Annotated in this window: 1 protein-coding gene; it reads right to left on the bottom strand. The window is 73.0% G+C overall.

Annotated elements, in window-relative coordinates:
• Positions 1-22: 22 nt before the first annotated feature.
• On the bottom strand, positions 23-469 hold the full coding sequence (locus A612_RS07525; protein WP_051001470.1) for a GNAT family N-acetyltransferase: 447 nt from the start codon (positions 467-469) through the stop codon (positions 23-25).
• Positions 470-716 lie beyond the last annotated feature (247 nt).

Consider the following 716-nt stretch of genomic DNA (forward strand, 5'->3'; position numbering starts at 1 on the left):
GCGTTGCCGCCGCCGGCGGCGCTCACCAGCCGATGTCGGCCTTCAGGTAGTGGGCGCCCGCGATCGGGTTGTAGTAGTAGGGCGGGATTTCCTGGAAGCCCAGGTCCGCATACAGCGCGCGCGCGGCCTCCATGCCGTCCAGCGTGTCGAGCAGCACGCTGGAGTAGCCGGCGCGCCGCGCCGCGTCCAGCGTCGCCTCGGCGAGCTGCCGCCCCAGGCCGAAGCCGCGAAAGGGCTTGCGCACGTACAGCCGCTTCATCTCGCAGGCGTTCGGGTAGTCGGCGGCATCCAGGGGGCGCAGCGCGCAGCAACCGGCCAGCGCGCCGTCCACCTCCGCCAGCAGGATGCAGCCGCGCGGCGGCGCGTATTCGCCGGGCAGCGTGGCCAGTTCTTCCGCGAAGCCCTGGAAGGCGAGGTCGATGCCCAAGCTGGCGGCGTATTCCTCGAACAGCGCGCGCACCGCCGGCATGTCCGGGGGCTCGCTGGCCAGGCGCAGGGTGACGGAAGGCGGCAGGGACACGGCGCGGTGCGGGGAAGCGGCTGCGAAGGACACGCCGGCCAGTGTAGCGTCTTGCACGCGGGCGCTCCTCAGGCGATCGCATCCAGCCGGTAGACCCACCAGGCCAGGCCTGCGCTGGCCAACAGCAGCGCCAGGGCGGCGAGCCGGCTTGGCACATCGTCGCGCGAGGGCGGCACCGGCTGGGCGAGCCGCTTGT

Source organism: Melaminivora alkalimesophila (assembly GCF_000282995.1).
GTDB lineage: Bacteria > Pseudomonadota > Gammaproteobacteria > Burkholderiales > Burkholderiaceae_C > Melaminivora > Melaminivora alkalimesophila.